The following is a 21089-nucleotide window of genomic DNA, read 5'->3' on the forward strand; positions in this document are numbered from 1 at the left end:
ATATGGTTACGCCTACAGTCAACCTGAGGACGTGGCCATGGCCGATGCTCAAGCGCAAGAAAGTTATCCGTATACCGACTTCGATTCCCTTTACCTCCCTCCGCAGTTTGCAGCTGATGCCCTGGGCATCAGCCTGCAGACGCTGAAGGCTGCCGAGCCTGACCTGGGCGTAGATATTCGGCGTGTGCCGCGTGGCACTGTTTCCGCGCGGGTTTACACTCCGGCGGACATCTTCAAGATTGCGGCGCTTCGTCGGGATAAAGGTCTGACTAAGAGCCTCTCCAGGCCGATCACGGTGTCGACTTTTGTTCAAAAGGGCGGCACTGGCAAAACTACCTGCTCTGTGAATCTGGCACTCTCTTTTGCTTTTGCGGGTTACCGCACCCTCCTCATTGATAACGATCCCCAAGCCGATGCGTCCAGCATGCTCGGGTACGATCCTGATTTGACCCCCGCTGAGCTCGAAGAGGTGGGCGTGCCTGCTGACCGCGCTATCGATGGTCACTTTGGCAATCTCTTGGGTGTCAGCAATATGTTCCCTCCCCTTCCACTAGATAAGGTGATCAAGAAGCCCTTCGGTGAGTACGGTCCTCATCTGATTCCGGCGGAGGAATCGCTTGATGACTTGGATGTGGCGCTCGGGGCGGCTAACAATTCCGACTTCCGCTACGCGTCCCACATCGTGAAGGCTCGCGCGGGTCAGTTGCCGGCCTGTGACTTTAGTGGCTATGACGTGATCATCTTCGACAACGCGCCATCCGGCTCGTTACTGACCCGCAACAGCATGGTTGCGAGTGACTTCCTGGTTTGCCCCATCCGGATGGATAAGTTCTCTTTCAGGGCGCTCACTCGTCTTGCCGGTAAGCTGGCCGCTTTCCAGGAAGACTTCCAGCGATCGCCAGAAATCGTCGCGATCCCGACGATGTTCATAAAGAATCGCCCGCGGATCATGACCAACCTAGCGCGGCTCTCCGAGCTCTTCCCTGGCAAAGTCACAGACAGCAAGCTTTTCTTCTCGGAGGATTATTCCAAGGCGCTTGAGGATGGCGTGCCTATCCTGGCTTGGAAAGTTGGGTCGGATAACTCGCTTGGGGCGATGCGGCAGGTTTTCGCTGAGGTGTTGCAGAGGATTCGCGAAACCCTCCACTGAGCTATGCACGGTGCATAGCTGTTTAAAAAACAACCTATGCACGGTGCATAGGTGATCGAAAATTGACCTATGCACGGTGCATAGGTGGAAAATCGAAGGGGTGTCCCATGCCAAAAGTAACAAGGCGCCTGGGGGTTGACCGGGCAGCTGAGGCTGCTGTGCCTGACGCGCATTTGCCACCAACGCATCTCCAGGGTGTTCGTGCTCCGGAGAAGATTCCAGAGGCAAATCTTGAGGTGACGCTGGAGGATATCTTGGCGCAGCAAGAAGCTTCGTCTGCAGCCCCCGCCGTGCCAGTGGCGCCAGTGGCTGTCGCTGCAGTTGATCCTGCATTCGAAATAAAGAAGATCCCCGTGGGGATGATTGACGTCTCCCCATACCAGCCGCGGTTGGTGATCAGTGAGGAGGCTCTCGGTCGCCTGGCTGATGCAATTCAGGCCGCAGGTGGCTTGCGTCAGCCGATTCTTGTAAGGCCAAAAGCCGACGGCCGGTACGAGTTGGTCGGCGGCGAGCGACGTTGGAGAGCTCATCAGCTCCTTCATTGGTCGGATATCGAGGCGCGTATTCGCGAGATGTCTGATGAGGAGGCTGAGATCACCGCCGTGGCTGACAACCAGGGTGATGAGGATCTCTCGGATTTCGAGCTGGCTAAGGCGTACAGCAAGATCCTGGATAAGGGGCTTGAGCCTTCTATGAGCGCCCTTGCTCGGCGCGTCGGCGTTAACCAGTCAACGATCAGTCGCTGCCTTGGTTATTTGAAGCTGCCGAAAAGTGTTCAGGCTTTGCTGGAGAAAAAGCCGGATTTGATTGGTACGAAGCAGGTGCTGAAGTTCGTAGAGCTTTCGCAGGCTCATGAGGACGTTGTGCTTGAAGCAGTTGCCGGCATTGGCGACGGTCGATTTACTCAGGAGGGCGCGGTGCGGTGGGTTCAGTCCACCATTAGCGGCGGTCGAGGTGCTGGAAAGGAGAGTCGAACGCTGTTTTCCAAAGGGAAGCCACTTGGAAGCATCAAGGTGGCTGGGAGCAAGGTCGAGCTTTCGTGTGTGAAAGGTGTCGACCCTGCTAAGCTCGCTGAGTTGGTTTCCAGTTACTTGGAGACGATCGAGCTGGACTAAGCGACGGCTCTAAAAAATGCCCGGTTATGCCGGGCTTTTTGTTTTCTGGATGAACTTTAATCAGATCGCCTGTTATACTATCGACATCATGTAAGAAAATTGAGGTCGATATGTCGACGGTCGTTCTCTGTGAAAAGCCGGATCAGTCCAAGGCTCATGCCTCGCTTTTCGGCATCGCTGAAAGCGGCAGAGGGTATTACAAGGCCAAGAACGGCTGGGTATTCACCCATTCGATCGGTCACATGGTTGAAATGCTTGAGCCGAGTAAGCTGGATCCGCGCTGGGATAAATGGTCCCTCGAAGATTTGCCTATCATTCCTCCGTCCTGGAAGGTCGCGGCTGTCAACGGCAAGGCGGACCAACTGCGCACTGTGCTCGGTTTCTTGAAAACGGCCGATGAGATCATTATCGCTACCGACTGCGGGCGAGAAGGCGAGCTGATCGGGCGAGAGTTGATTGAGCTATCCGGGAACCGCAAACATAGGCTCATGAGGTTCTGGTCGTCTGCCCTGGACGAAGCCAGCCTCCGTAACGCCTGGAAAGCACTCAAGGACGGACGCGATTTCGATACGCTCTACGCGGCCGCGCTGATTCGTCAGCGATTCGACTACATGTGGGGGATGACTAACAGCCGCGGCGCGACGCTTACGCTTGCACCGCCCAAGGTCGTCTTTCCAGTCGGGCGAGTTCAAACTCCGGTGCTTAACCTGGTGGTGATGCGACACCTGGCCATCGTCAACTTTACCCCGAAGATTTTCTTCACCTTGGCTGCAGACGTTTCGACAGCTGTTGGCAATCTGACGATGACCTTTGCGCCTAAAGGTGACGAACACCGTTTGTGGGAAAAGTCCAAGGCCGATGCTTTGGCAGCAGCTGTAAACGGCGCTAGAGGTCCACTGGTCGTTAAGTCGGCCGACCAAAAGGAGTCCCCTCCGAAATTCCCAAGTCTTTCTGATCTGCAGAAAGACTGCAGTAAGCGTTGGAAATGGACGCTCGATCAGACGCTGGAAGTTTGCCAGGCGCTGTACGACGCCAAGTATGTCTCCTATCCCCGCACCTCATGCAACATCATGCCGGAGGAGCAGATTCCTGATGTCCCTGGGATCTTGTCGGCCCTGGAGTCGGCCGGCTGGGCACCTTCCTTGGCGGCCTGTGGCAGCGCGCAGCCGGTGTTCAGAAAGGATCGCATCAAGCCGGAGGCTGAGATCCAAAAGGATTTCGACCACCACGCCATTCTGCCCACCGCATCAGTACCGAGCGGGCTTGCGGGCGACGAAAAGAAGCTCTATCAGCTCATCGTTCTGTACTACATGCGCGCTTTTGCGCCGGACTATGAGTTCAACCAGGTAGACGTGACCATGCCTGCAGGCGGCATTCTACTGAAAGCCACCGGAATCACGCCGTTGAAGCAAGGCTTCAAAGCGCTTGAGGCGAAGCCGGAAGAGGCAGATGACGACGAGCCTGTCGAGAAGAGCGATGGCAAGCAAAAACTACCACCGGTCACCGATGGCATGGAGGCTGTGGTCGATAAGGTCGATGTGAAGCAAGGCCAAACCCAGGCGCCTCCATACTACACGGAAGGTACGCTGCTGGAAGACATGATCAGCGTCCACAAGTTCGTGACCAACCAGGATCAGCGCGCGCGCCTGAAGGAAACGTCCGGTCTTGGGACCGAAGCGACTCGCGCATCCATCATCAAAGAGCTGCGCAACCGAAAACTGATCGTCCCGGGGCCGGGGAAAGGCAAGATCGATTGTTCCGACAATGCGATCATGCTCATCCAGTCTCTGCCGGATATCTTGCGTGATCCAGGGCAAACCGCCATCTGGGAAGATTACATGGATCACGTACGGCATAAGCGCATCACCTTCGAGGCCGCCATGAAGGCTGCCGAAGATGCAGTGCGCAAATGCGCTGCCTATTTTCAGCAGCGTGGGGTGAATCAGGAGCGGGCAGAAGCATCCAAGCCGATCTTGGAGTTCAACGGGCATGCGGCCAATTGCCCGGCCTGCGCGAAGCCTATGGCGTACATCAAGACTGGCCGATTCGGCCCGTACTGGGGCTGCACGGACAGAGATGCTTGCAAGACAAGCCTTCGAGCTGCTGCTGATGGAAAACCCATTCCGAAAGCAGAGGTCGTTAAAGGCGACATCTGTCCCAAGTGCCAGAAGAGCCATCTGGTGATCCGCCAAGGAGCGAAGGGCCCGTTTTGGGCCTGCTCGGGATTCCCGAAGTGCAAGCACACGGTGAACATCGAAAACCCGGCGTAAGCGGCTTGACGCTATGCATTCATATACACTAATGTAAACACGGAGTAAGCGAGATGAGTCAGCGAAGCCGAGAGGTCCTGGTCAACATCTTGTGTGGCTCGATGTCCGGCATGCGTCCGGCTACCGAGCAGGAGCGCGAGCAGTATCAGCGCAACACGCAAACGAACTTTGACCTGCTGGTTGTAGGTAATACGCCAGCGCTGCAGGATGCGCATGTGTCGCGAGCTGGGCACGCGGGCGCTTTCGATTTTGATCGAGTCAAGCGCTACGAATCTGCTTGGCACGAGATGAAAGGGCGTGACCTTCAGGGTGGCACGTCGCTCAGCGAGTTGTACCCAGGTCGTGCAGTCAGTGATCCGTTCGTTGCGAAAGCTGTTGACGTTATTCGCCAGCATGCTCCGCAGTACGCCGGCAAGCTGATGCTCCACGGTTCAGCGTTTCCTTCGATGGCCATCGACATGGCCTCGGATTACATCGATCGAGCGACCTTCGATGACAAGACGCTCTCGGTCGAGGCGGCTAAGAACATTCAGATGTTCCTGACCGCCATGAGCGTGAGCAATGAGCAGGAGCATGTGCGCGATTTCGTGGCATCGTCTCCGACTCAGCTGCGTGAGATGCGATCCGCATTGGATCGCGAGTTTTCAGCGTTTGAGTCGACTACGATTCAGACTCTGGTGGAAGAAATCGATCTGTCTCAGACTCCCTTGCCAGGCTAGGGAGCCTGGCAAGGGGTAGTGGATGAGTAACGCGAAGCTCGGAAGGTTGATGGACCGAATAGCCCTCAGCGGCCTCGCCGGGGCTTACGCCCATTGTTTCGCGCACTATGGCGATCATCGCCGGGCGATGCAGATGACGTGCAAGGCTGCCATCCGTGCTGGTTACCGCCCAGCCGCTTGCTGGGTCAGCGCCGCGATGCTGGCCGCGGGGCGGCCGACTCATACGGTTGCATTCACAAAAGGCTCATCCCCATCCTTCTTGATCGTCATGGCCGGTAGCGTCGGGATCGATTACGAGCTCGATGTCATGTTTGACCCTGAGACCGGAGCTCCAGGTTGGAGGCTCATTGAGGGCGAGGCCGAGGATCTGTATCGCAGCTGGGCGCAGACTAAAGAAGCCGATGATATCGACTACGACATCGCTTGCTGATCAATACCCTCCCTTAGAAAATTTTTTCTCAAACCCCTTGAACTTCTTTTCTGTTATGCTTTCATATATACAAAGGCACAACGGAAGGCGATAGCCGCCGAGCCTACGGATCAAGGAGAACGATGATGAAAAAGATGAAGCTGATCGCGCTGGTAGGGGCTCTGGTCGTGTCTGTCGCAGCTGTGCTGGGTTGCACCGGTCAGAAAACCAATGAGGTCTGGCCTGAGAAGTGGGATGCCGAGGCTACCGCTTACTTCAATGCGAATGTGCCTCCGCTGAAAAATCTGCCTGGCAAGGTCTACCACTTCCAGGTCGTGAAATACGAGAAAGGGAAGGGCGAGTTCTTTGCCAATTCGCTCTACATCGATGGCAAGCTCGTTGAAAACGATCTGCCGAATGCCAGCCACAAAGTGGGCGGTGTCTCTGCCGGTCAGCTCGAAGGCGTGCACATAGTCTTTACTGCAGATGAGGGTTACAAGGTGGCTACCAAGTACGAGTTTGCTGACTCGATACACAAGGCCGTCGCAAACACTCTCCCTGTTTTCTTCAAGGACTATCTGTAAGTAAGGGCAATCAATGAGATCAGATGTATCTGGTATAGAAGGGCGCACCGAATAGGGCGCCCTTTTTTGTGCCTGGAGAATAGAGAGATGCCTAGCTCCGTGACATGTGTTTTCGGTAGGCTTCGGTCTGCCTGCCTACGATTGAGAGGCGTCCATGGTCCCTAGCCGCATGCGCCCAGTTCACCCAGGTGAAGTGCTTCGCGAAGAGTTTCTCAAGCCGTTGAGAATAACGCCGACTGCACTTGCCCGTAGCCTGCATGTGTCCGAGCCGACTATTGCTGATATTTTGCTAGAGCACTGCGGCATGACGGCTGAGACCGCATACGACTTGGACGCTACTTCAATACGTCTGCGCAGTTCTGGATGAACCTGCAGGCCGAGTATGCTTTGGCTACTGCCTACGCCGAGGTAGGGGAAAGGATTGAGCGCGAGGTCGAGCCGCTGAAAAGCTGAAAAGAGGGTAGGTGTGGGGGAGGGGAATGGAGCGGAATTACCCGCTCCTTTTTTGCGGACTCTTGCGGACTCAGCCGCCGGCTTCTGGTTGGCGTGGTGAGGAGCCAGGCTGAACCATGCGCCGGATGAGCGATTGGGTAGCAATCGAGAGCGGTGCCTTCACCATACTGCTGACACCGCCCATGACGCCTTGAGCTGTGTTCTCGTAAGGATTCAGGCCAGGCTCGGAGAACGAGATCATGTTCAGCACGGTGCGTGGGAAGTTGGTGATCAGTGATGCAGAGGTCATGCAAACGGACCAGAACAGCATGCAGGTGAGCAGAACCATCATGACCGAGCCAATGAGGAGACCTGCGATCGCATCAAAAGGCTGGCTCAGGTCTGCGGCGCCGTTGTCCATCAGTCCCCATAGACCAGCCATCATGGTGTTGACGATCGGCAGGCCGATACTGGTGATGGTCACTGCAGCGGCCAGGCCACCCACGGCCAAAGCCGGGTAGAACCCGATGAAGATGAGCGTATTCCAACCCTTGCCTGCCATTTGGGACGTGTGCTCTTCGCCCTTTGGTGCTGCTTGAGCGGCACCCCATAGGGTTACCCCGAAGAACGCAGAGGCGACAAAAGTCAGCCAGCTAATGACGCCCATGAGGCCGAAAATTGCGAATACGACCGGCAGGACGTAGCCAATCATGGCACCGGCGATCAGCAAGACAACGCCGATCATGAACAGGGCCTTGGTCATACCGCCGTTGCCCTTGGTCGCCTTGCTTGCGATCCAGGAGAGCCCGCTTCCGCTGATGAACATCAGACCAGTGCCCGCGAGCTCTCGGCCGAACGCAGAGACCGTATAGAGGTTGGCCTGGGAGGGGTCTTTGCCGAGGATGTCCAGCCCCAGGAGATCGATCAGGTCTGTAGAGTCGCCCTTGTCCTCCAACTCGCGCTCGACCTTGTTCATGGTCAGCTTTGTAAGATCGTCGCCGACAGTCAGATCAGCGAGGCTGCTGGTGGGGTAGAGCTTCGACGTGCCTTCCGAAGCGTAGCTCTGAGCCCGGGTGAAGTCGTTCGCTGCGCGAAGCACGAAGGTGCCGCCCATCATCCAGCCCCATTCCTCCAACGACGCGAAGAATTGCTCCGACTCGGCCAGAAGGTTGGACGCGATCGTCTGCTTGATGACGTTTCTCGCGGTAGCGGTGTACCACTCTACTTCCTTCTGCAGATAGGTTTGAGCTGCGGCCGCGAGCGCTGCCTCCTCCGTGGCGCTCTGGTTGTTCTTGACTCCCAGGTGCCGGCTGAGCTGCGTCTGCACGAGACGTTGCCACATCTGGCGCTGTGCCGCGGCGAGCCCTTGAGAGATGGACTTGTCGTTGGTTACGCGCAGCGCCATCTGCTCATCGGAGCAAACGATAGATGCAGCGAAGCCTGAAGTCCCGCCCCAATCGCAGAGGAAGTTCTCCGAGCCCATTTCGCCACCAACGGTGCCTTCGCCAGCGTCCTCCTCAATGCTGGTGTCGGTGTGCTTGATTGCTGCTGCAATGGCGTCGGTAGGAGGGATCAACGGGATGGCTGTATTGTTCAGGATCTCGTTGATGAACGGATCCGTGGCGCTGGATGGGCCATGGTAACCAGGTGCTCCGCTGTCGGTGTACTGACGACGCCAGGCACCTTCCGCAAGGCGCGTGGCCAGCTCGGTAGCGCTGATGCCAGGGAGGCGATCCTGGGGGTTCTTGTGGACGTAGTATCCGGTTGCCGTGGTGGCCAGGGTCAACCAGTTGCCGATCATGGCCTTGGCTTCAGGTTTGTTCACTGAGATTTCGTACCGCGGCTCATTGAACAGGTTGTAGGTGTGCATGAGCTTGAAGCTTTGGGTCTGGGCATCATCGCCCCAGCTGCTGCCGCTCTTGGCGATACTGGCTATGAGGTGGTGACCAGGCGTGAGCACGATGGCCTGGCCGCCGGCGCTCGATACGGGGATCACCGGTGCGCAGAGAGTCAAAGCTACCACCACGCGAAGCGGGTAGAAAAATGCCTCGTTGCCGTCTCGGGCGCCGAAGAAGTTGCCGTTCTGGCGGAGCCGGAAGATACCCAGGAACATTGCCCAAGACGCCAGAATGCCAAAGCCGGTCAGGCCAACGATGGAGAAGTAGCTGGCGAAGATCGTGAGGGGGGTGACCTCGGTGGTTCGGAGTCCGGCCATGCCGGCGATCTCGGCCGGGTCGAACATCCACGAACCGAAGAGCCAGAGCAGGACCAGGGTCGAAAACGAGTTCATGCGGGATCTCCTTCAGGTGTGGCAGGCGCTTGGCCTTCACGCAGCTTGTAGTCTTTCGGGAGAGGGATCGGCAGCAGCAGAGCGGGCTGCTTCAGCATGATTTTCACGAAAGCCGGGATGGTGACCACGCGCTGCTCGCGAGCTGTGTACAGCTTGTGAAGATTCGTGATGTAGACCATCAGCAGGACGTTGAGCAGCATGATGTTGCCGATGAGGGCCATGGGGATGGTGTAGTTGGCTGCCACCATCCCAATGCCTATTGCCAGGCCCATGAACAGGACATAGCTGAACCAGTAGGCGAGGGTATAGCGGACTCGCACCGACTCTTCGGTGATCTTGGCCGTGGTGATGAGTTCGTCCCAGAATCGCTCAGGATCGGTGGACGCAATCTTGAGGTCTTCTTTGGCCTGGGCCCGATTGAAGCTCAGCATGCCTTTGAAGTTTTTCAGCGCCCAGCCCGAAATCGACGCCATGGATGCCACTTCTTGTGCTGCCATCTTGGTCGGGGTGATCCCACTGATCCACCCGAGAGCCTTGAGGGTTTTGGATTTCGGTTTGGCGGGGGAGGGCGCGTTAGCGGTGGCCTCATTTACGTTAGAGTTGCTCATGAGGGCTCCTTACTGCCGGCCAGAGTTGCTGATGAGAGCGCCGATCTGCTTGCGATGATCTTCTTCGCGCTGTGCCACCTGGATTGCCAGAAGGCGACGGGTTTCGACCGCCTCCCTGAAGATGTTTAGGAGCAGCTGGTTCTGTATCTGCTGCTGGACCAGGGCGTCACGTGAGATGCCCCCGGTGCCGGACATGGCGTTGATCTCTTCGATGGTGGGAGAGGCGAACAGGCGTTGGTAGGCGGTGATCTGCGCATCCATCTCCTCGCTAATCGAAGAACCAATGGCCCCTTCTACGGCAGACATGCGGAAGTTGTAGGTGTCGATCTCCTGCTGCAGAACCTCACCGACATCGGTGTTCTTGATGGACTCAGGGGGCTGTGGGGCAGGCTTGCGGCCACTGGCGACTGCGGTTGCCAGCTCGATCTGAGTCTCAGTGCAACTCATAGGAGTGGAGCCGTTGTCCAGATCCTTCTTGCCCACCGGTGGGAGCATCCGTGGGTCGCATGACGGAGTGATGTTCTCCTTCACCTGGCGGTTATGGCGGGCAGTGAACTTGGCGGGCTCGCGGATGGCCTCGGCCGAGTTGTACTTGTTGTACATGTTCGTTTGCCGGCTGTACGTCTTCTGGGTGACAGCCTTGCCGATCTGCGTTGCGAGAACCTGATCTTCCTGGCAGAAGGTGGACGCCTGCTGGTCCTTCTGGTTCTGCTGGTTATAGATGTCGACCTGACCGTTCATGATGGCGCGGGCGTTTGCCTCGGACTCCACCTTAATGGTCTCCTCGGTCGACTTGACGGCCTCTTCGACATTCCCGAGACCCTCCTCCGTGGTTTGAGTGAGGATCTGCTGCTGAAGCAGCTGCATGATGGCCTGCTCCAGAATCGCCAAGAGAGCAGCCGTGTCGGTAAAGGCGTAAGCCTTGATCGGCACAAAGAGAGGCACCGACGCGAACATGGTTGCGACTAGAAGTTGTTTGATCCGCATTTTCTGTGACTCTCCTAGAGACGGGCGTGGCAGCCTTTGAATGCTATTGTAGTCCCAATAGTACAATATTTTGTATCTGTAGAATCTATGGTATGCGCCGTGCCGGCGCAATGTAACGCACAGGGTTAGCCCAATCCGCTCTAAGGTGGTCTTATATGTGCTGCCGGGCGGCATATAGAGAAAGGGGATTTGCTTGCTTGGCCCTTGGTTTGGCCAATGTTATAGTACCGAGTATCCGGGACTATAGGCTTCGGGGTTGGCCCGGCCTGATGGCGGGGATTGCCGTAGAAATGATGCGGAGTGATGGTCGCTCAAGGGCGACTGAGGCAGGCGCCGGCCAGGGCTTCGATTCACTCGATCAGGCCCAGCTAACTGAAGAAGTCTATCACGTATGGAGTAGCGCAAAGGCCCGTCGGGTTTTTCTTATTGCGTTGCGCCACAATAATTCCGACTACAGTGATCGTCGGTTAGGTGGCTCGAAAGCCGCCGGCGATCAGATCGAAGTTTGCCTGCAGGTGGTATAGGGAGTCGTGCAATGAAACCGATCCGGTGGCTGAACATTGAGGCCTATGGCGCCACGCTTGAGATGTGGCGTAACGCAGCAGGGAAGTTCTTTTTCGTTGCGTTGGGCGGAACTGAACAAGCCAAGAAGGCCTTGCTTGATCTGGGGGGCAAGCAGGGTTACTTCTTCAACCGGTCGATCCTGGCTATCCACTTCCCGCCGATTGCCGATCAGGCATCGGCCGCGGCTTGGCTGGAGAAGCTGCCGAAGGCATTCCTGGAGGATCGTCCTCGTCCGTCGGTTCTATTGGTGAGCCCGGGCCCGGATGGCACATTCAGCGAAGCCGCGAAGGCGGCCGCTGTCGAACGCTACAAGAGTTGGTCCGAGCGCGCTCTGGAGCTGGAAGCCCAGGAAACGCTCGATGTGGCGGACGAAGATTTCGATCTGCCGGGTTTCGCTGATGACGTGTCCGCGGCGGCTGCCACGGCGCTTGAGCCTGTTGCTTCTCAGCCGGCTGAAGAGGTTGTCGCCGAGGCTCAAGTCGAGCAGCAAGTCGAAGATGCCGCGCCGGCTCCTGCTGAGCCCCAGCCTGCAGCGACTCCTGTACCGGCCAAGTCGGCTGTCGAGCAATTTGTAGACGCTATCCATGCCGGCGATGACCGTCCTGTTCTGCAGGGCGGATACCCCGCTATGCCAGACGCAGCAGAGCTTGCCCGGATCGAGGAAATGGGGCCGTCTGCCGCCATTATCATGTCGCCCTGGCTGGATGTGTTCCGCGAAGTCCTCAACCGGATGCCTGAAGACTCCCAGGCGGTCCTTTTCTTGCTCGGCGCGTCGCGCGATCGCCTCATGGCGAGTGCAAATCAATTCTTGGCAGAGAATCCGGGGTTCCCCTTGATTTCTGCTGTATGGGGAAGTTCCAAGGGCGATAGCCATCGCCTGGTTCTGTTTGTTGATGCCACTCTCCCGCCGGATCGGCACGTTGCTGTCCTCAATGAGGATCTGCTCAGCGTCGGTAGCGAGCGCGAGATGGGCCTGTTCCTGAATACTCTGTGGAGAGACGTGTATGGCCAAGAAGACGAAGTTGTTCTGGTTGCTGCCAGTGTTTCAGAACCAGGAAATGCTCCTGACGTTCGGCCTGGTGCTCAACGAGACGGAGCACAACGAGTTCATGGAGCGCCCGAGCTGGGGGCGGTGGAAGGAGCTGCTGCAGCGGGATCTGGCGGCGCAGCTGGAGCGCGCGCTGTCGCAGGGCCTGATGAGGCCCAGCGATCTGGAGGAGTTCGCGGCGCAGAGCTTCGGGCGGAGCAGCCTGGCGTTCATGCCGGGCAGCCAGATGACGCCGGCGATGCTGGCCGAGCTCCTGCTGGCTCGCGACCTGTCGCCGGAGAGCCCGGCGGCGTTGATCGAGAGTTGGCTGTACGCGGCGATGAACGGGGACTCGGCGCAGATGGCGCAGATCGTGGAAGCCGCGCTGGAACGCTACCCGCAGGACGAGATGGACATCGAGAAGCTGACCAGCCTGTCGCCGGTGGAACGCCTGCAGCGGCTGGAGGCGGCGATGAGCTGACCCCAGTTGAAACTGGTGATCCAGAAGATGTTGATCTGGCGGGCACCGTTCTTTCGGCTGAAGATGAAGAGCGCGTCCGGGCCGAGATCGACGCGCGCCGCGCAGAGCGTCGCCGCGGCATGGATCTCAACTTTGAAGAAACCTCTGGCCGTGTGAATTATCTGCCGCGCAGTGCGCTGCGCGAGCAAGGCACGATGGTTCCTGCAAACATGGCGAGCGCTATTGGTTCTGCGCTTGATCGCCTGGTCCAGCGCCATGGTGACCTTGATGCATTCGTTGCTCGGCAGCTTGGCTTTGATTCGTCTGCTGATCTCGATGGTCGGCTGTACGCGGAGCAGGTAGATGCGGTTGCGCTGGCTCTGGACGCTTTCTCGCGTGACCGTAACATGGTGCTCGGCGACCTGACCGGTATCGGCAAGGGGCGTGTTCTGGCGAGCGTGCTGCGCTACGCCTACCTCAACGATATGCCGACGGTCTTCATCACCAAGGACCAGACGCTCTATAACTCCATGGCGCGCGAGATGGCCGTGCTTGGAATGAGCGAGTTGGTCGACAGAAGCCGTATGCTGATCACGACCACTGGGGTTGGCATCGAGAATGATCAAGGTGAGCAGATGTTCCCCGGCCGTAGCGGGGACGAGCTCACCCAGGTCTACGAATCTGGCGCGCTTCCTGCGGGTATCCGCGTGGTGTTCACCTGCCACTCCCAGTTGATGACACCGGCTGACGCGCCGCGGGTGGAATGGCTGCGTGCAATCGCTCATGACGCGCTTGTGCTTGTTGATGAATCGCACCTCTCTGCAGGCGTAGACAGTCTGTGTGGGCAGAATCTGCGCGCTATCCGCGATGCAGCCCGCCACACGCTGTTCAGTTCCGCGACTTCCGCCAAGGAAGGGAAGAACCTGAGCCTGTATGCCGGCACCGATCTGTCGCTGCTGGGTAGTTCCCATCACATCGAAGAGATCCTGCGTAAAGGCGGTGCGGCGGCGATGGAAGCGGTGCCGATGATGCTGGCCCAGGAGGGGCAGTACATCCGTCGCGAACACGACATGTCGCGCGCCGAGTATCGCGCTCCGGAAGTGCCCCAGGAGTATGTACCTGCCATTCGCCAGAACATGGATGCCCTGTCCGCAGCGCTCCGCGCTCTGCTTGAACTCCAGGTTGTAGTGACGGGTTACACCCAGGACATCAACCAGAACGACTACTTCGTGCGTCAGCGCGAGGCTCAGGAGCGCCGCCGCCGCGGTCGTGAGCAGATGGGGCTGAGCAGCATGCATTTCAGCTCCACATTGCACCACTTCAGCCAGCAAGCCCTCCTGGCGGTTCACGCGGACTTCTATGCCGACCTGGCAATTCAGTCTGCCCGAGAAGGGAACAAGCCTACGCTCGTCCTGCAAAGCACGATGGAGTCCATCCTCGCCGAAGTCGTCAAGGTTCTGGTCGACAACAACGTGCAGCCCGACGGGGCTGAAGTGGAGATGAGCTTCGCCAGTGTGCTCCGCCGCATGGCCAAGAAGATCACCGAGATCAATGTTGCATACGGTGGTGGCAATCATGCGTTCAACCTGCAAGAGCCCCGTGTGAATCTGCAGGGCCGCGGGCTTCCCGAACAGATGCAGATCCTGCTTGCCGGTCGCCACCTGGAGACCAACGTGAATGTTCGAGGTGTCCTGCAGGAGTTTGAAGCTGCTCTGGCGCGGATCCCGAACGAGATCCCTGTGTCGCCGATCGATTACATCTGCGACAAGCTGCGTGCTGCCGGATACGAGATGGGCGAATTGACCGGCCGACGCTGGAAAGTCAATCAGGTGCGTCCGGGCGTTTATCAGGTTCAGCGCCGCCGGGATTCTTCGAAGCGCGATCGCCAGCGCGTGATGAACGCGTTCAACGGCGGCGAGACGACCGGGATCATCATCAATAAGGCCGGGGCAACCGGTATTGATCTGCATGCCGACCATCGTTTTGCTGACCAGCGCCCGCGCGACATGATTGTTCTGCAGGCCGACGACGACATCTATGTCTTCCAGCAATCGTTGGGGCGCGTTTTCCGGGCGAACATGGTCGTGCCGCCGCGCTATACCCTGCCGGGCTCTGCAGTTCCTGTAGCAGTGCGCTCGATGGCAATCATGCGTCGCCGGTTGAGCAACATGATGTCGCTGACCCGCGGCTCGCGTGATGCCGAGGTCGGCGGTGGTATGCCGGACCTCTTCAACTGGGTGGGCTGCGAAGCGGCCATGAGCTATTTGCAGGACAACCAGGGCGTGGCCGACGTGATCGGCATCAACCTTGGGGTTGAGGCCGCGAAGCTGCAGGATCAAGGCGGCGATACCGGTTTGGCTGCCCGCGTCACCGCGATGGGTTTGCTGCTGCCCTGCGATGTTCAGGACGCCATGATGGATGGTCTGATTCGGGCGTACGAGAGCAAGCTGGAGGATCTGGAGCGCCGTGGGATCAACCCATTCCGCAGCCGCCACCTGGATATCAAGGCGCGCGTGGTGAACGAAGTCGTTCTCCATCCGGCTACCGGCGACTCTGTGTTCGAGGGGGCTGTCTACCTGAAAGAGTTGGCCTACAACGAAGAACTGCCGCCGCTCACGCCTGAGACCGTGAACACCATGATCATAGCTGGTCGAGAGGCCCTGAGCTTGGAGCACGGAGCCACCCGGAACTGGTCTCGCTTCCCGCTGGCCGAGGTCATGCCGGAGGTCACCCAGCGCATGGAAACGCGCATGAACAACCTGCGCGACCTTTTCGCCGATCGCGGGGACGGGGAGACCATTGAGGATCTCGCGAACGCTCGCCACGAGTCATTCACCAGCCGTGCGGCCCGTGACTACATGGGGCTTCGTTCGCTGGCTGGACGTATCAAGCTGGGTGCACATCTGAGCTTGCGACTCGATTCGGACGCTGCGATCGATTTCCACATCGTCGGAATTGAGCCTCCTACCTGGGCGCAGGACATGCACAGCCCCTATGAATGGCGCCTGATGTTGATCAGCAAGGACCAGAACATGCGTCAGGCGCGGGTTCCCTTGAGCCTGCTGCTCAATGAGGCGCGCGAAGTGCAGAGAGCGGCGTTTCTGGCTGAGGCTGACGCCGACCCGCAAGAGTTCGTTGTCGGCTGGGAATCTCTGGCTGCAGCAATCAGCGATCCTGCCCGTGATCTCATTGACGACCAGGGGCAGATCCAGCCTGAGGCACTGGCTGAGTACGAGAACCTGCCACGAGGCAGCATCGAGATGCGGCGCCATGTTCTTTCTGGGAACCTGCTGAAAGCCATCATGATGGCCGGTGAGTTGCACAAGGGCCTGCCTGCCACCTACACGCTGGCCAACGGTGCGCGTGAGTTTGGCGTGGTGATGCCGTCGAACTTCGACGAGATCAAGTTGCTGCGGATGCCGCTGACCATGACCGTCGCCGATGATGTTCAGGACTACCTGGCTCACCGGTTGCAGTCCCATGTGCGCGTCAGCGTCTACATGAACCTCAAGGACGTAAATCTGCCGGGTGTCCCGAGCAAGGATGCCGAACAGGCTCGGACAGATCTGAACAGCAACTACTACCTGGAGGCAACACGCGGGAGAGGCGGCGCCGAGGTGAAGGTCGTGGTTCCGCGCGCCAAAGGGCGCTCCGGCTGGCTGGTAGCAGATGAGGGCGTTCGTGAGTTGACCCAAGGGCGTGAGTGGGTTCGGGTTTCCAATGACCTCGCGATGACCTTTACGATGCGCGACGGCCAGTTCCCGGCCGAGTTGCGGGCTGTCGTTGACCGCCTGCTGGAAGTGGGCGTGACATTCCGCACTCCGAGCACCGATAGCCGGGCCCGCGAGTGGGTATTGGAGCGCGCCGCGGCCCAGGAGCAGGCGCGGCGCATCGACAACCAGTTTGATGGGAGGGCTCTGGCATGAAGGGCCAAGCCATTTTCAAGCTGATGAGCCAATCCCCGCGGCTGCCTAAGCCGTGGGAGGCTTCCTACCAGGAGGCTCAAGACTTCATTGCTTGGGCCGATGCGATTCCAGACAGCACCTCGCGCGCTTTGCTGCCGATGGTATGGGCGGTGAAAGACAAGCTGGCCTACCAGGATGGTGGTGGCCTGAACGGCTACCTGAAAGAGCGCGGCATGTCCAAGAAGGGGTGGAAAGCGCTCAACAGCCTTTCGGTTGAGCAGACCGCCGACGCGTTCTCCTATTTCCGCGCCCGGGGCGAGCAGGCCTGGCCACTTCGCCTGGTGCGACCTGCAGAGACCGCCCGGGATGCTGCTGTGGACGTTTCTGCGGCGCTGCTGATTGTGCTGGCGGATGCTGAAGTCTCTTTGGAAGGCATTCATGCGCCCTACGACGAGGACTGGAAGCTGATGATCCGCGCGCTGGCGGCCGAGGTCGCTGGAAAGGCGCTCGCGTGCTGCCCTGCTGTGGCGGCTGATGCGATCCTGGTTCGCGATTACCTCACCGGTGGCGATGCCGATATCTCTCCTTCGACCAGCTGGTCGGAGATGGTTGACCTCGCTCGTGAGTGGTTGGTTGAGCTGCAGCACGAAGAGGCCGGCTACATCCCGGAACCGGCCGCGCAGGTTCCGGTGAGCCGAGCAGTTCCAACACCTGGTGGAGAGGATCGGTTGCTGGATGCGCAGACCGGTGTGGCGGTAGTCCGCCTGCTGCAGTTCTCCGAGTTCAGGCAGGAGTCGGACCTGATGAACCACTGCATCGGGCGTAGCAACCACTACTTCAACAAGCACATGGAGGGCACCGGAGCCTTCTACAGCTTCCGTGAGCCTGGTGTGGAGCGTCCCCTGGCGACCCTGGAGTTGTCCGTCTCGGACGGGGAATGGCGGATCTGCCAATGCCGCGGCCCCTTCAATGGTGATCCGGGCCCCGAGTGCCACGATCTGGCGAATCGCCTGCTCGAAGCACATCAGCTCGGTGGAGAAATCCGCAAGGCCAGTTACGAGGTCGTTGCGCAGGCTGTCGGACAGCACTTGGAGCTGGAGCAGACCTCTACCCGCTATTTCTGATGGACTCGCTGCTGCTCCCTGGTAGCGAAGCATCGAAATATTTCGACGCTTTGAAGGAATGAAAATGCGCAAAAGCCTCCCCCAAGATGGTGCACCGTCAGCCGAGTTTATTGAGCGTGTGCTGCAGTGTGCGGCTGTGGATGGTATTGAGCGGGGCGCTTTTGATGATTGGATTGAGGAGCGAGACCTGCACCATCTCGTCGGTGGTGAGTTGCGCGATCAGATGTCGGCTCTCTTGCAAGCAGGGGTGTCTGAGTACGAGGTTGCTGACCACCTTTGGCCAGGGCGGCCGTTGGAGGTCGTAGAGGGCCGATTGCTGGATTTCGATGAACAGTGGGAGGACGCCGGTTTCGAGGTGACCAGCACCGGGGGCGGGTCCTGGGCGGCGCGGAAGAAGGATGAACGCTATTCATGGCTGATCAGTCTCACTGATCAGCATGAAAGCAGAAACCCGAACCCTAGCCGAAAGCTGTATGTCTCTGTGTATGGCGCTGATTCGGGAGAGTACCTTGGCTTGCAGGCGACAGCTGAGAATCTCACAGCCGCTCTCGCGCAGATTCAAGCCTGGCAGGAAAGCTTGCTGATTCAGCCGGCAGAGCCAAGTCATCCCTGAGCTTATGTCCGGCTGCAGGTGGTTAGCCTTGACCAAATAGGCACAAGTGCCTATCTTGTGGCGTAAACACCTCCGGAGCAGCACAAGTGCGCGAGCGAGATCCCTTCAAGCATCACTATCGGCTCAAGCGGCCATGCTCGAACTGTCCCTTCTTGAAGGAGGGGGCCATTGACCTCGCTCCCGGGCGGCTAGAGGGCATCATCGAGCAGCTGACTACCGATGATCACTCGACATTCCCGTGCCATAAGACGGTTCACTGTGCGCGGGGCGGCGAGTGGAACGAGGAGGGCGAATACTCCCCGTCTGGCCACGAGTCCATGTGTGCCGGCGCTGCCGCTTATCTGATGAAACACAGGCGTCCGACCGTTGGGATGAGGCTCGCGTTTGTCAGCGGAGCTGCAAGTCCCAGTGACTGGGATGATGTTCAATCCCTGGTGACTGACTGAGATGGGGGTGGCGTGAAGAGTGCTCGGAAGGCGGCTATTGCCGCTGCTAACGCAATCCTCGCACAGGCAGGCCTGCCACTGTACAAGGTGAAACCGAGCCTTGTTGTCGAGGCTCCTGGTCTTGTTGCACCAATCAATCTGGCTCGCCTGGTGAAGGTTTCACCGTCGCCATTCCTGACTCAGTGGGAGGTGGCTGGAGGCGGTCGCAAATGGAATGGCCGTATCGGCCGCCATGTTGCAGTGCTGGAGGTCACCAATGCTCGCAGCTATGGAATCTTGCTGCAGTTTGCCGATGGAGATATTCAAGCCTTCCATTCGCACGATCTTTTCCCGTGGCGCGGGGAGCCTGTGCAGTTTTCAGAGGGAGGTGCGGCGGAGGTTGTGTAGAAGCTGAGTGCGCTCAGGGCTTCGGTGCCATAGCCAGCCACTGCTGGAAACCGGGCCCGTACTTCAGGCTTTTTTCCTGGACCAGGCCCGCATAGCTGTACATGCGCCGCACATGTGTGTCTGTCCGTGGGTTTTCGCCGGCGTGGTAGCAGCCGATCGCCATCCAGGCGTTGTTGTTGAACTTGTTCAGGCACCTGCGCATTATCCAGCCGCTAACCCACAGGTTCTTGCAGCCATCCCATTGCAGGTCTCTTGTTGTAACCCCGTACGGCGCCAATGTCTCCAGCCAGATGCTGTTGACTTGGCCTGGCCCGTAGTCGACTGAGCCATTGCTATTCCGGCTGGCTGTCCCTACACGACCATTCTCTTGACCAAGGATCCCGACGATGAGCGTCGCCGGTATTTGGTAGCGCTGAATGGTGGCCACCACGCACTGCTGCGGGATCTCGCCAGCGGCGATTGCCGGAGGTAAATCAAACATCGGCGCCGGTGACCACAGCAGGCAGGGCGAATAACGGGATGCTGCTGCGCGCTGCGGCTACAGCTTCCTCCAGGCTCTGGTAGGGGTAAGCTTCTTCGGAGAACAGTTGGCAGAAACTCGCAGCGACTTCCCATGCGGGCATCTCAACAACCAGGCCTCGGCGAAGATCCACGGTAGCGTAGCCAGTGTCGGTGGACTCGTGGATCAGGAAGCGTTCGCCCCATCCCCAGCCGCCTGTCCCCGTTCCTAAAAGAAGGGTGCCGGCAGGAAGCTTGAGAAAGTCTCCCCACATGTCCAAATCGGAAGGACGGACAGCCGTGAAGGTGAACCCAAGGGAGCCGAGTTTGATCTCGACGGCGTGGTCCTCTGGGCGTAGTTCAGGGATAGGCATCGATGCGACCGCTTTAATAGAGTGATTGCGCCAATATAGCGTAGCGCGGCGCTACGATCAAAGTGTCGAGTAAGTTTGACGGCACGGCCCGCCGAATGGATACTTTGAACCAGAAATAGGCGTTTTATGCCATCGAGTATTCAAAAGGATATATAGGAGCATCGCCATGCGCGTCACGCGAGAGGAACTGGATCAGGCGTTGAATCAGGTGCGGGCGGTGTTCACGCCGGAAGCCGTTGACCGCCTGCGGGAAAACGATCTGTTCCCGGAGGCGCTGCATGAGCTGCAGGCGCAGGCCGGTAACGATATGCGCGTGCTCGCGATCTTCCACCAGGTGGTTGCAGGCGCAGTCGCAGTCGTGAACATGGCTATTCGCAAGGACCGCGAAGCCGGCCTGGTAACGTCCTTCGTTTCCCAGGCGAACCTGATTCGCGCGGGCCATGTGCGCGGTAACCTCCACAACCAGGAGGCGCTGCGGGATCTGTTCCCCGCGCTGGACGAACAGTATGGCCCTGCGGATGCCGAAACGTTGCGTGCGGGCATTGCAATGCATCTGGCGAGCCGCTTCTTCCGCCTCGAAGGCGAGGAAAGCCCCCTGCATGAGCAGCTGCTGCGCACCGCAGTCTTGCGCGCTGCCGAGGTCGAAGGCGAACTCATCCAGGCCTTCCAGGTGCCTGCGGTGGCACGCGACGAGGTGGGCGTCGACGAGATGCTGATCGCGGTGAACGCTTTGCAGGAGGTCACGGACGGCGCCCAACTTCCTCTGCCGCGGGGACTCATGATGATCGCCCAGGGCGCCTGCGAGTTTAATGTAGGCCTGACGCCCATCTATCAGGTGATCCAAGACCTGTATCCGGAAATCGATACGGCCGGTCTGAATGCGATCACCGAACGCACACTGGCCTATCTGCACCAGTTCAACGGCCAGGTGGTGAACCAGGTGTTTCAGGAAATCGGCAACGACTGGCTGCAGCAGAATGCGCTGGAATACCTGAACGCCCGTGATGGACACGAGCTCGATTATGATGGAGACAATGATCTCGATCACGATGAGCCGGAGTACCAGGAGCCGGCGGCGATCGCTCAAGAACTCTATGACTTCAAGATGTAAGGCCAAAGGATCGAAT

19 protein-coding genes are annotated in these 21089 nt (G+C 58.7%); 13 read left to right on the plus strand and 6 right to left on the minus strand.

Going from position 1 to position 21089, the window contains the following annotated elements:
* Positions 1-37: 37 nt before the first annotated feature.
* The 7 genes from IB232_RS22095 (at position 38) to IB232_RS22125 (ending at position 6614) form a co-directional block, all read left to right on the plus strand.
* On the plus strand, positions 38-1150 hold the full coding sequence (locus tag IB232_RS22095; RefSeq protein ID WP_192400707.1) for a ParA family protein: 1113 nt from the start codon (positions 38-40) through the stop codon (positions 1148-1150).
* Positions 1151-1257: 107 nt separating this feature from the next.
* Positions 1258-2265 carry a ParB/RepB/Spo0J family partition protein gene (locus tag IB232_RS22100; protein ID WP_192400708.1) on the plus strand — a complete coding sequence of 336 codons (1008 nt, stop codon included), beginning with the start codon at positions 1258-1260 and terminating at the stop codon, positions 2263-2265.
* Between the two features lie 110 nt (positions 2266-2375).
* The gene (locus tag IB232_RS22105; RefSeq protein WP_192400709.1) at positions 2376-4535 is read left to right on the plus strand and encodes a DNA topoisomerase; all 2160 of its coding nucleotides are present in this window, start codon (positions 2376-2378) and stop codon (positions 4533-4535) included.
* A gap of 53 nt (positions 4536-4588) precedes the next feature.
* The gene (locus IB232_RS22110; RefSeq protein ID WP_034023839.1) at positions 4589-5254 is read left to right on the plus strand and encodes a hypothetical protein; all 666 of its coding nucleotides are present in this window, start codon (positions 4589-4591) and stop codon (positions 5252-5254) included.
* Positions 5255-5276: 22 nt separating this feature from the next.
* Complete coding sequence (locus tag IB232_RS22115) at positions 5277-5684, plus strand: hypothetical protein (protein WP_192400710.1); 408 nt, start codon at positions 5277-5279, stop codon at positions 5682-5684.
* A gap of 125 nt (positions 5685-5809) precedes the next feature.
* Positions 5810-6247 (plus strand): hypothetical protein, encoded by a 438-nt coding sequence (locus IB232_RS22120; RefSeq protein WP_192400711.1) that lies wholly within the window; start codon positions 5810-5812, stop codon positions 6245-6247.
* Between the two features lie 169 nt (positions 6248-6416).
* Positions 6417-6614 carry a HigA family addiction module antitoxin gene (locus tag IB232_RS22125; protein WP_225592472.1) on the plus strand — a complete coding sequence of 66 codons (198 nt, stop codon included), beginning with the start codon at positions 6417-6419 and terminating at the stop codon, positions 6612-6614.
* A gap of 156 nt (positions 6615-6770) precedes the next feature.
* On the opposite strand, the gene IB232_RS22130 is transcribed toward IB232_RS22125, so the two are convergent.
* From IB232_RS22130 to IB232_RS22145, 4 genes are all read right to left on the minus strand, one after another.
* The gene (locus IB232_RS22130) at positions 6771-8969 is read right to left on the minus strand and encodes a hypothetical protein (RefSeq protein ID WP_192400712.1); all 2199 of its coding nucleotides are present in this window, start codon (positions 8967-8969) and stop codon (positions 6771-6773) included.
* Positions 8966-9577, minus strand: coding sequence for a hypothetical protein (locus tag IB232_RS22135; RefSeq protein WP_192400713.1), 612 nt, complete (start codon positions 9575-9577; stop codon positions 8966-8968). Before IB232_RS22135 ends, IB232_RS22130 begins: the two co-directional genes overlap by 4 nt.
* A 9-nt stretch (positions 9578-9586) precedes the next feature.
* Positions 9587-10564, minus strand: coding sequence for a hypothetical protein (locus tag IB232_RS22140; RefSeq protein ID WP_192400714.1), 978 nt, complete (start codon positions 10562-10564; stop codon positions 9587-9589).
* An 805-nt stretch (positions 10565-11369) separates the two neighbouring features.
* The gene (locus tag IB232_RS22145) at positions 11370-12140 is read right to left on the minus strand and encodes a hypothetical protein (protein ID WP_192400715.1); all 771 of its coding nucleotides are present in this window, start codon (positions 12138-12140) and stop codon (positions 11370-11372) included.
* Between IB232_RS22145 and IB232_RS22150 the strand changes: the two genes are divergently transcribed.
* The 5 genes from IB232_RS22150 (at position 12133) to IB232_RS22170 (ending at position 19090) form a co-directional block, all read left to right on the plus strand.
* Positions 12133-12636 (plus strand): hypothetical protein, encoded by a 504-nt coding sequence (locus IB232_RS22150; protein WP_192400716.1) that lies wholly within the window; start codon positions 12133-12135, stop codon positions 12634-12636. The genes IB232_RS22145 and IB232_RS22150 overlap by 8 nt on opposite strands.
* 119 nt (positions 12637-12755) lie before the next feature.
* Entirely contained in the window at positions 12756-16541 is a 3786-nt protein-coding gene (locus tag IB232_RS22155) for a strawberry notch C-terminal domain-containing protein (protein ID WP_192400717.1), read from the plus strand.
* Positions 16538-17644 (plus strand): PcfJ domain-containing protein, encoded by a 1107-nt coding sequence (locus IB232_RS22160; protein ID WP_192400718.1) that lies wholly within the window; start codon positions 16538-16540, stop codon positions 17642-17644. Before IB232_RS22155 ends, IB232_RS22160 begins: the two co-directional genes overlap by 4 nt.
* Before the next feature lie 64 nt (positions 17645-17708).
* Positions 17709-18257: a hypothetical protein gene (locus tag IB232_RS22165; RefSeq protein ID WP_192400719.1), complete on the plus strand. Its 549-nt coding sequence runs from the start codon at positions 17709-17711 to the stop codon at positions 18255-18257.
* A gap of 458 nt (positions 18258-18715) precedes the next feature.
* Positions 18716-19090, plus strand: coding sequence for a hypothetical protein (locus tag IB232_RS22170; RefSeq protein ID WP_192400720.1), 375 nt, complete (start codon positions 18716-18718; stop codon positions 19088-19090).
* A gap of 13 nt (positions 19091-19103) precedes the next feature.
* On the opposite strand, the gene IB232_RS22175 is transcribed toward IB232_RS22170, so the two are convergent.
* Together IB232_RS22175 and IB232_RS22180 are read right to left on the minus strand one after the other, a co-directional pair.
* On the minus strand, positions 19104-19517 hold the full coding sequence (locus IB232_RS22175; RefSeq protein ID WP_192400721.1) for a lytic transglycosylase domain-containing protein: 414 nt from the start codon (positions 19515-19517) through the stop codon (positions 19104-19106).
* A 46-nt stretch (positions 19518-19563) separates the two neighbouring features.
* Positions 19564-19962 carry a hypothetical protein gene (locus IB232_RS22180; protein ID WP_192400722.1) on the minus strand — a complete coding sequence of 133 codons (399 nt, stop codon included), beginning with the start codon at positions 19960-19962 and terminating at the stop codon, positions 19564-19566.
* 166 nt (positions 19963-20128) lie between these two features.
* Between IB232_RS22180 and IB232_RS22185 the strand changes: the two genes are divergently transcribed.
* Positions 20129-21073 carry a hypothetical protein gene (locus tag IB232_RS22185; RefSeq protein WP_192400723.1) on the plus strand — a complete coding sequence of 315 codons (945 nt, stop codon included), beginning with the start codon at positions 20129-20131 and terminating at the stop codon, positions 21071-21073.
* The last annotated feature ends 16 nt before the right edge of the window (positions 21074-21089 follow it).

It is taken from the genome of Pseudomonas sp. PDM15 (genome assembly GCF_014851565.1).
GTDB lineage: Bacteria > Pseudomonadota > Gammaproteobacteria > Pseudomonadales > Pseudomonadaceae > Aquipseudomonas.

Bases quoted from the DNA above. Each gene is read 5' to 3' on its own strand.
- IB232_RS22095 (WP_192400707.1), top strand. From the start codon at position 38: ATGGCCGATGCTCAAGCGCAAGAAAGTTATCCGTATACCGACTTCGAT.
- IB232_RS22100 (WP_192400708.1), top strand. From the start codon at position 1,258: ATGCCAAAAGTAACAAGGCGCCTGGGGGTTGACCGGGCAGCTGAGGCT.
- IB232_RS22105 (WP_192400709.1), top strand. From the start codon at position 2,376: ATGTCGACGGTCGTTCTCTGTGAAAAGCCGGATCAGTCCAAGGCTCAT.
- IB232_RS22110 (WP_034023839.1), top strand. From the start codon at position 4,589: ATGAGTCAGCGAAGCCGAGAGGTCCTGGTCAACATCTTGTGTGGCTCG.
- IB232_RS22115 (WP_192400710.1), top strand. From the start codon at position 5,277: ATGAGTAACGCGAAGCTCGGAAGGTTGATGGACCGAATAGCCCTCAGC.
- IB232_RS22120 (WP_192400711.1), top strand. From the start codon at position 5,810: ATGAAAAAGATGAAGCTGATCGCGCTGGTAGGGGCTCTGGTCGTGTCT.
- IB232_RS22125 (WP_225592472.1), top strand. From the start codon at position 6,417: ATGCGCCCAGTTCACCCAGGTGAAGTGCTTCGCGAAGAGTTTCTCAAG.
- IB232_RS22130 (WP_192400712.1), bottom strand. From the start codon at position 8,969: ATGAACTCGTTTTCGACCCTGGTCCTGCTCTGGCTCTTCGGTTCGTGG.
- IB232_RS22135 (WP_192400713.1), bottom strand. From the start codon at position 9,577: ATGAGCAACTCTAACGTAAATGAGGCCACCGCTAACGCGCCCTCCCCC.
- IB232_RS22140 (WP_192400714.1), bottom strand. From the start codon at position 10,564: ATGCGGATCAAACAACTTCTAGTCGCAACCATGTTCGCGTCGGTGCCT.
- IB232_RS22150 (WP_192400716.1), top strand. From the start codon at position 12,133: ATGGCCAAGAAGACGAAGTTGTTCTGGTTGCTGCCAGTGTTTCAGAAC.
- IB232_RS22155 (WP_192400717.1), top strand. From the start codon at position 12,756: ATGGATCTCAACTTTGAAGAAACCTCTGGCCGTGTGAATTATCTGCCG.
- IB232_RS22160 (WP_192400718.1), top strand. From the start codon at position 16,538: ATGAAGGGCCAAGCCATTTTCAAGCTGATGAGCCAATCCCCGCGGCTG.
- IB232_RS22165 (WP_192400719.1), top strand. From the start codon at position 17,709: ATGCGCAAAAGCCTCCCCCAAGATGGTGCACCGTCAGCCGAGTTTATT.
- IB232_RS22180 (WP_192400722.1), bottom strand. From the start codon at position 19,962: ATGCCTATCCCTGAACTACGCCCAGAGGACCACGCCGTCGAGATCAAA.
- IB232_RS22185 (WP_192400723.1), top strand. From the start codon at position 20,129: ATGCGCGTCACGCGAGAGGAACTGGATCAGGCGTTGAATCAGGTGCGG.